Source organism: Streptomyces sp. AC558_RSS880 (assembly GCF_019049255.1).
Classification (GTDB): Bacteria; Actinomycetota; Actinomycetes; order Streptomycetales; family Streptomycetaceae; genus Streptomyces.
Genome location: NZ_JAGMUJ010000088.1, coordinates 1 through 7,149, shown reverse-complemented (window position 1 = coordinate 7,149; position 7,149 = coordinate 1). Strand labels below are relative to the sequence as shown.

Annotated in this window: 9 protein-coding genes; 4 read left to right on the top strand and 5 right to left on the bottom strand. The window is 68.4% G+C overall.

All coding sequences use genetic code 11. The features are described from left to right. Positions 1–721: 721 nt before the first annotated feature. Positions 722–1,333, bottom strand: a complete 612-nt coding sequence (locus KUM38_RS27375) for a DNA-3-methyladenine glycosylase (RefSeq protein WP_217132961.1) — start codon at positions 1,331–1,333, stop codon at positions 722–724. Beyond that, a complete protein-coding gene (locus KUM38_RS27370; RefSeq protein WP_217132959.1) occupies positions 1,330–1,530 on the bottom strand; it encodes a DNA-3-methyladenine glycosylase in 201 nt (66 codons plus the stop codon). The genes KUM38_RS27375 and KUM38_RS27370 overlap by 4 nt, the downstream gene beginning before the upstream one ends. Before the next feature lie 189 nt (positions 1,531–1,719). Here KUM38_RS27370 and KUM38_RS27365 point away from each other — a divergent pair, with 189 nt between their 5' ends. The 3 genes from KUM38_RS27365 to KUM38_RS27355 all read left to right on the top strand — a co-directional run bounded on the left by KUM38_RS27365 (position 1,720) and on the right by KUM38_RS27355 (position 3,800). Further along, positions 1,720–2,502, top strand: a complete 783-nt coding sequence (locus tag KUM38_RS27365; RefSeq protein ID WP_217132957.1) for a sporulation protein — start codon at positions 1,720–1,722, stop codon at positions 2,500–2,502. A 42-nt stretch (positions 2,503–2,544) separates the two neighbouring features. Then, positions 2,545–3,084 (top strand): YbhB/YbcL family Raf kinase inhibitor-like protein, encoded by a 540-nt coding sequence (locus KUM38_RS27360; RefSeq protein WP_217132955.1) that lies wholly within the window; start codon positions 2,545–2,547, stop codon positions 3,082–3,084. A gap of 209 nt (positions 3,085–3,293) precedes the next feature. After that, on the top strand, positions 3,294–3,800 hold the full coding sequence (locus KUM38_RS27355) for an HNH endonuclease (RefSeq protein WP_217132953.1): 507 nt from the start codon (positions 3,294–3,296) through the stop codon (positions 3,798–3,800). 138 nt (positions 3,801–3,938) lie between these two features. On the opposite strand, the gene KUM38_RS27350 is transcribed toward KUM38_RS27355, so the two are convergent. From KUM38_RS27350 to KUM38_RS27340, 3 genes are all read right to left on the bottom strand, one after another. Further along, a complete protein-coding gene (locus KUM38_RS27350; RefSeq protein WP_217132950.1) occupies positions 3,939–4,886 on the bottom strand; it encodes an SPFH domain-containing protein in 948 nt (315 codons plus the stop codon). 147 nt (positions 4,887–5,033) lie between these two features. Continuing rightward, a complete protein-coding gene (locus tag KUM38_RS27345; RefSeq protein ID WP_217132948.1) occupies positions 5,034–5,465 on the bottom strand; it encodes an NfeD family protein in 432 nt (143 codons plus the stop codon). Between the two features lie 93 nt (positions 5,466–5,558). Continuing rightward, on the bottom strand, positions 5,559–6,356 hold the full coding sequence (locus KUM38_RS27340) for an ABC transporter ATP-binding protein (RefSeq protein ID WP_217132947.1): 798 nt from the start codon (positions 6,354–6,356) through the stop codon (positions 5,559–5,561). 162 nt (positions 6,357–6,518) lie between these two features. Between KUM38_RS27340 and KUM38_RS27335 the strand changes: the two genes are divergently transcribed. Next, on the top strand, positions 6,519–7,149 hold a 631-nt coding region (locus tag KUM38_RS27335; protein WP_217132946.1), incomplete at its 3' end, for a hypothetical protein.

The following is a 7,149-nucleotide window of genomic DNA, read 5'->3' as shown; positions in this document are numbered from 1 at the left end:
CTTCCTTTGTACTCACCCTCGCGGGCTTTCCTCCGGGCGCTTCCCTTCGGTCTTGCGTTTCCGACTCTATCAGATCTTTCCGATCCGATTTCCTCGGTACTTTCCGGGTTCCCGCTTCCGCGTTTCCCTTTCCGGCGGTTCCGACTCTATCAGATCCTTTCGGTCCTGATTCCCGGTCGGCGGGATTTGCCGTTGACCTTTGGCTTTCGCCTGTCGGCCTTTCGACATTCACTACGTTAACCGATTCCCTCGCTCGATTCATAATCGAGCTCCGCGATTCGGAATTCAGACATGCGGACATGACGAACCCGACCCCGCCGAGGGGTGATCGTAGATAGTGGTTTGGCCGCTTCCGGCTGCAGGCGATCGCCGTACCCGGTTCAAGCGGCTCGGGCTACATTACGCACCTTCCAAGGTCGAGTCAACTTCGGCGGCACCGCGGCACATGGGCCCCGGTCCGCCGACCGTTGCTCACCTGCTCGGAGGGCACGGGGGCCGGTGAGGATCCGTAGCGGGGTGCCGCCGGCGGCGCAGGCGTCCGTGCGGGCTCGGGGAGTCCTGGACTCGGCGACCCCTTCGGGTCGCCTGGCTGCGCGCATCGGCGCTGCGGGGAGTCGGGCAGGCCCTTCTGGAGCACTCGCCCCTTCGGCTTCGAGTGCGACGGCACGCATCGCGAGGAGGAAGCGGAAGCCCTGCGGCAGGCGTACCGGGATGCAGCGGCTCAGGCTCCGGCGGACATCCTGGCTCTCGGGCTCAGCCGGTACGCCGAGACGGTGGGATCACCGGCAAGGTAGAAGCGGTGCTGCCAGTCGTGGGCTTTGCTCACGCCTACCCGGGGGCCGACCCGGATGAGCTCGTCGGGTACCGGCTCACCTTCGGACAGCGTGACCGAGGCACCTGTCAGTAGATCTGCGCCGTTGTGCTCTGCCGTGATGCCGAGCGCTTGGCAGAAGTTCCCCGGACCCCGCGCAAGGCGTGGGGTCTCGACCTTCGCTCCTCGCCGCTTACGTGCCAGGCCTTCCCCTTCGGTGATCCTGCCTGCGCGGATGAGGACGGCCGAGGCGATGCCGTCTGTTCCGGTGACGATGTTGGCGCACCAGTGGAGACCGTGAGACCGGTAGACGTACAGATGTCCTGCGGGCCCGAACATGACGGCGTTGCGGGGCGTCTTGCCCCGGTAGGCGTGGGAGGCGGGGTCGGCCGCACCGGAGTACGCCTCGGTCTCCGTGATGGTGATGCTCACGGTTCCCTCAGGGGTCTCGTGAGTGAGAAGGGCACCGAGCAGCTTGGGGGCGACTTCTTCAGCGGCGTGAGCAAGGTCTTCCACATTCATGCTGACCGCCTTGCCATGTCATGGGTGAAGTAGGCGTACACCTGGCCGGGCGCGCCGAACATCACGTCAGTGCGGGCGGTGCGACCGCGATGGGAGTGGGGGCCGGGGTCGTTCGGGCCGTCGTAGGTCTCGGCCTCGAGGACGGGGCGGTCGAAGAACTCTCCGGGCAGGGGCGTACGGTCGGGGGTCGCGATCACGCCGCCCGAGGGTACTGGAGACGGGCGGTGCCACGGGGTGGTCAGCGGGCTCCGCGGTTGCCAGGGTGTGGGACGCGGAACCGGTCACGGCCGGATCGCGTTGTTAGGGATCAAGGGTCCATACGTACGCATCGACGCAGAACGACGGATCAGGTGTGGCCCACGGGGGTCGCCTGGAGAGGGAGAGACATGGCGTTCAAGAAGCTGCTGGCGAGTCTGGGTGCCGGCGGGGCCTCGGTCGAGACGGTGCTGCACGAGGTCAACGTCGTTCCGGGCGGTGTCGTCCAGGGCGAGGTGCGGATCCAGGGCGGGTCCGTGAACCAGCAGATCGAGGGTCTTTCGGTCGGGCTGCAGGCCAAGGTCGAGGTGGAGAGCGGCGACCAGGAGGTCAAGCAGGACATCGAGTTCGCGAAGTCGTCGCTGGGCGGTGCCTTCGAGATCCAGGCCGGTGCGGTGCACGCGGTGCAGTTCGGGCTGGAGATCCCGTGGGAGACGCCGATCACGATGATCGACGGGCAGGCGCTGCGCGGGATGAACATCGGGGTGAGCACCGAGCTGGCGATCGCGCGGGCCGTGGACTCCGGTGACCTGGACCCGGTCAACGTGCACCCGCTGCCGGCGCAGAAGGCGATCCTGGACGCGTTCATCCAGCTGGGCTTCCGGTTCAAGAACGCGGACATGGAGCGCGGGCACATCCGGGGCACCCGGCAGAAGCTGCCGTTCTACCAGGAGATCGAGTTCCTGCCCCCGCAGCAGTACCGGGGGCTGAACCAGGTCGAGCTGAGCTTCGTGGCCGACGAGCAGGCCATGGACGTGGTGCTGGAGATGGACAAGAAGCCGGGTCTGTTCAGCGAGGGCAGCGACACGTTCCGCTCCTTCAAGGTGGGGCTGAACGACTACCAGGGGACCGATTGGACGGCATACCTCAACCAGTGGCTGTCGGAGGTCGGCAGCAAGCGCAACTGGTTCTAGGCTCGGCCTGCGACTGAACGCAACCGATCAGGAGGTACCGAGGTGACCGAGCTCAAGCGGCGGCCGCTCCCCCACGACTTCCATCCGCCCGTGCCGTCGTTCGCGGTGACGAGCGAGGACGTGCAGGAGGGGGCGACGCTCAAGGACGCTCAGGTCCACGCGGCCGGCAACACCTCGCCGCACCTGCGGTGGGAGGGGTTCCCGCCGGAGACCAAGAGCTTCGCCGTGACCTGCTACGACCCCGATGCCCCGACAGGCAGCGGGTTCTGGCACTGGGTGGTGTTCGACATCCCGGCCACGGTGACCGAGCTGCCGGCCGGTGCGGGGAGCGGCACGTTCGAGGGGTTGCCCGAGGGCGCGGTCCACGCGCGCAACGACTACGGCGGCAAGGACTTCGGCGGTGCCGCGCCGCCGCCCGGGGACGGGCCGCACCGGTATGTGTTCACGGTGTACGCCGTGGACCAGGAGAAGCTCGGTCCGGACGCGGACGCCTCTCCCGCCGTGGTGGGCTTCAACCTGCGGTTCCACACGCTGGCGCGTGCGCATCTGATCGGTGAGTACGAGGTGCCCGCAGGGTCCTGAAGCGGTCCGGGCGGCCCCGAGGATTCATGGAACGTTTGCCCGCCCCTGGTCATGGAATTGATCAGGGGCGGGCATTTTTGTTGCCGGGGGTCGCGGGGGTCACCTCCCGCAGGAGCAGCAGATATTGCGTTGTCCATCTCGGCGTGCCCGGCCAGAGTTGATCCCAGCCCGCCGAGGGGTGGGCCGGTGCACACGGGAGGTGGGCTGGTATGCGGGACACGCTGGTACTGAACGCGAGCTTCGAGCCGTTGTCGACGGTGACGCTGAACCGCGCCGTCGTTCTGGTGCTTCAGGACAAGGCCGTCGTCGAGCAGGCCCACCCCGAGCTGCGGATGCGTGGAGCCGCGGTCGACATACCGGCGCCCCGGGTGATCAGGCTCTGCCAGTACGTGAGGGTGCCGTTCCGAAGACAAGCACCGTGGTCGAGGCGGGGTGTCCTGGTGCGGGACCGGCACCGGTGCGCGTACTGCGGGCGGCGGGCGACGACCGTGGACCACGTGGTGCCGCGGTCGCACGGTGGGCAGGACACGTGGCTGAACACGGTGGCGTCCTGTGCGGAGGACAACCACCGGAAGGCGAACCGGACACCCGAGCAGGCGGGTATGCCGCTGTTGCGGCGGCCCTTCGAGCCGACGCCGGCCGATGCGATGTTGTTGGCGCTGGGTACCGAGGACTTCGAGGCGTTGCCCGAGTGGTTGACGCTGGATGCGGCGTGACGGTTTCGCCGTAGGGGCGCGGGTGGATACCCGGCTGCGGGTTGTCCGTGGTTTCTCGCGCCCACGTGGCGGAGCCGCATATCGATAGTTCCCCGCGCCCCTGAGGGGGTGCGGGGAACTCGTGATTTCAGGGTGCTCTCAGTCGATCGAGGGCTTTTCGCGGCGTTCCTGGGGCGGGACGTTGGCGGTTCCCGAGGTGCCGTTGCCGCCCATCGCGCCGAAGTTGCCCATCGCGCCGGAGAGGCCCTTGAGGGCGTCGCCGATTTCGCTGGGGACGATCCAGAGCTTGTTGGCGTCGCCCTCGGCGATCTTGGGGAGCATCTGGAGGTACTGGTAGGAGAGGAGCTTCTGGTCGGGGTCGCCGGCGTGGATGGCCTCGAAGACCGTACGGACCGCCTGGGCTTCGCCCTCGGCGCGCAGGGCCGCTGCCTTGGCCTCACCTTCGGCGCGCAGGATCTGGGACTGCTTCTCGCCCTCGGCGCGCAGGATCTCGGACTGCCGGACGCCTTCGGCCTGGAGGATCGCGGCGCGCTTGTCGCGGTCGGCGCGCATCTGCTTCTCCATCGAGTCCTGGATGGAGGTGGGCGGTTCGATGGCCTTGAGCTCGACGCGGTTGACGCGGATGCCCCACTTGCCGGTGGCCTCGTCGAGGACGCCGCGCAGGGCCGCGTTGATCTCCTCGCGGGAGGTGAGGGTCCGCTCCAGGTCCATGCCGCCGATGATGTTGCGGAGCGTGGTGACGGTGAGCTGTTCGATGGCCTGGATGTAGCTGGCGACCTCGTAGGTGGCGGCGCGGGCGTCGGTCACCTGGTAGTAGATGACGGTGTCGATGTTGACGACCAGGTTGTCCTGGGTGATCACCGGCTGCGGCGGGAACGGGACGACCTGTTCGCGCAGGTCGATGCGGTTGCGGATGGTGTCGATGAACGGGACGACGATGTTGAGGCCCGCGTTGAGCGTCCGCGTGTAGCGGCCGAAGCGCTCGACGATGGCGGCACTGGCCTGTGGGATGACTTGGATCGTCTTGATCAGGGCGATGAAGACCAACACCACCAGGATGATCAGGACGATGATGATCGGCTGCATCGTCGGTTCCCCGAACCCTTCTTCGCCTCGGCGCCTACGGCAGATCTTATGCCTGTGGAAGATCTCCGGTTGAAGATCTTGCTGGTCGAGTCTGACAGACCATCGGTGCAACTGGGGAGTTGTTCGCCCCAGTTGCGTCGTGCACGGTCACATGATGATCGCTGTGGCTCCCTCGATGTCCACGACGTCCACTTCCTGGCCCACTTCATAGGCGCGGCCGGCGTCGAGTGCGCGGGCCGACCAGACCTCGCCGGCCAGCTTGATCCGGCCGCCGGAGCCGTCGACGCGCTCCAGCACGACGGCCTGTTTCCCTTTCAGGGCGTCGATGCCGGTGGCGAGTTGGGGCCGCTGGGCCCGGTGTCTGTTCGCGATGGGCCGTACGACGGCGATGAGGGCGGTCGAGACGATGGCGAAGACCGCGACCTGGGCGACGGCACCACCGCCGAAGATGCCGGAGACCACTGCCGCGGCGACGGCGCCCACCGCGAGCATGCCGAGTTCGGGCATCGCGGTGATCACGAGCCCGATGCCGAGTGCCGCCGCGCCGATCAGCCACCACAGCCATGCGTCGATGTCCACGCGGTCATGGTAGAACCGCGCACCCGGTCGCCGACAGGGCGCCGATCAGTTTGAACGCGCCTCGCGGCTCCGGGCTTTGGGCTGCGGGAGGGTTCAGGACATCGGGAGGCCTTGGGCGGTGTAGCGGTCGCCGACCTGTTCGACGACGAGCGGGAGGCCGAAGCAGAGGGAGAGGTTGCGGGAGGTGAGTTCGAGCTCCAGCGGGCCGGCGGCGAGGACCTTCCCCTGGCGGATCATCAGGACGTGCGTGAAGCCCGGGGCGATCTCCTCGACGTGGTGCGTGACCATGATCATGGAGGGTGCGATCGGGTCGCGGGCGAGCCGGCCGAGACGGCGTACCAGGTCTTCGCGGCCGCCGAGGTCGAGGCCGGCGGCGGGCTCGTCGAGGAGCAGCAGCTCGGGGTCGGTCATCAGGGCGCGGGCGATGAGGGTGCGCTTGCGTTCGCCCTCGGAGAGGGTGCCGAACTTGCGGTCCAGGTACTCGGACATGCCGAGGCGGTCGAGGAAGGCGCGGGCGCGCTGCTCGTCGATGTCCTCGTACTCCTCCTGCCAGCCGGCGGTCATGCCGTAGGCGGCGGTGAGCACGGTCTGCAGGACGGTCTGGCGCTTGGGGAGCTTGTCGGCCATGGCGATGCCGGCCATGCCGATACGGGGGCGCAGTTCGAAGACGTCGGTGCCGGGTGTGCCGAGGGTCTCACCGAGGATGCCGACGGTGCCCTTGCTGGGGTAGAGGTAGCTGGACGCGATGTTGAGGAGGGTGGTCTTGCCGGCGCCGTTGGGGCCGAGGATGACCCAGCGCTCGCCCTCCTTGACCGACCAGGAGACCTGGTCCACCAGAGCCCGGCCCTCACGGACCACGGATACGTCCTGAAGCTCCAGAACATCGCTCATGAGCGCGTTGTCTCCCCTTGCAGTGTGGCCGGTCTCGGCTGTCGCGTACGCCTGTGGGTCGGTCCGCCGCACCCGTGGGCGCAGCCCTTCATGAAATCTACGCCACTGGTCGACCCGGACATTCCTCCGGTCCGGTTCTTGGGCTCTGTCTAGGGTGTACGCATGCTCTCGGAACCTCGCTCTGGACGCCTTGCCGCTTGGGGAAACGCCCTTCTTGCCGGACTTGTCTCACCGGATGACGCCGTGCTCGCGATCGTCGGGGAGGACGCGGTGCACCGGGTGGAGGGGTTGCCGGGTGAGTCGGCGCCCGTGGGGCTCACGCTGGCGCTGGGGCGGTTGCGGACGCTCGGGGTGACCGGGCTGCGGGTGGCACTGCCGGCGCCGGGGCATCCGCTGGGGCTGAGCGGGCCGCCGGAGTTCAACGCGCGGGCGCTGGAGGCGGAGGAGGCGGTGGTCTGTCACGGGGCCGCGTTCGGGCTGGTGCCGGAGGTGTCCGAGGCCGGGCCCGCGGGTGATGTGCATGTGGAGGTGGTGTGGCACTGCCTGCCGGTGCGGGAGGCTCCGCCTGCGGACGTGCCGTCGCTCGGGGAGGCGGAGCGGGAGCTGGCGGAGGCGCTGCGGGAGGCGACGGAGGTGCTGACGCGGCTGGACGTGGCCGGGTCGGGGCCGGTGGCGGAGGCGGCGATCGACGCGTATCGGGCGCGGGCCTCGGGGTCGCGGGGGCGGGAGGTGCTGGCGCCGGGGTATCCGCCTCGGGCGGCGCGGGTGCTGGAGCTGGCTCAGCGGGTGGGGG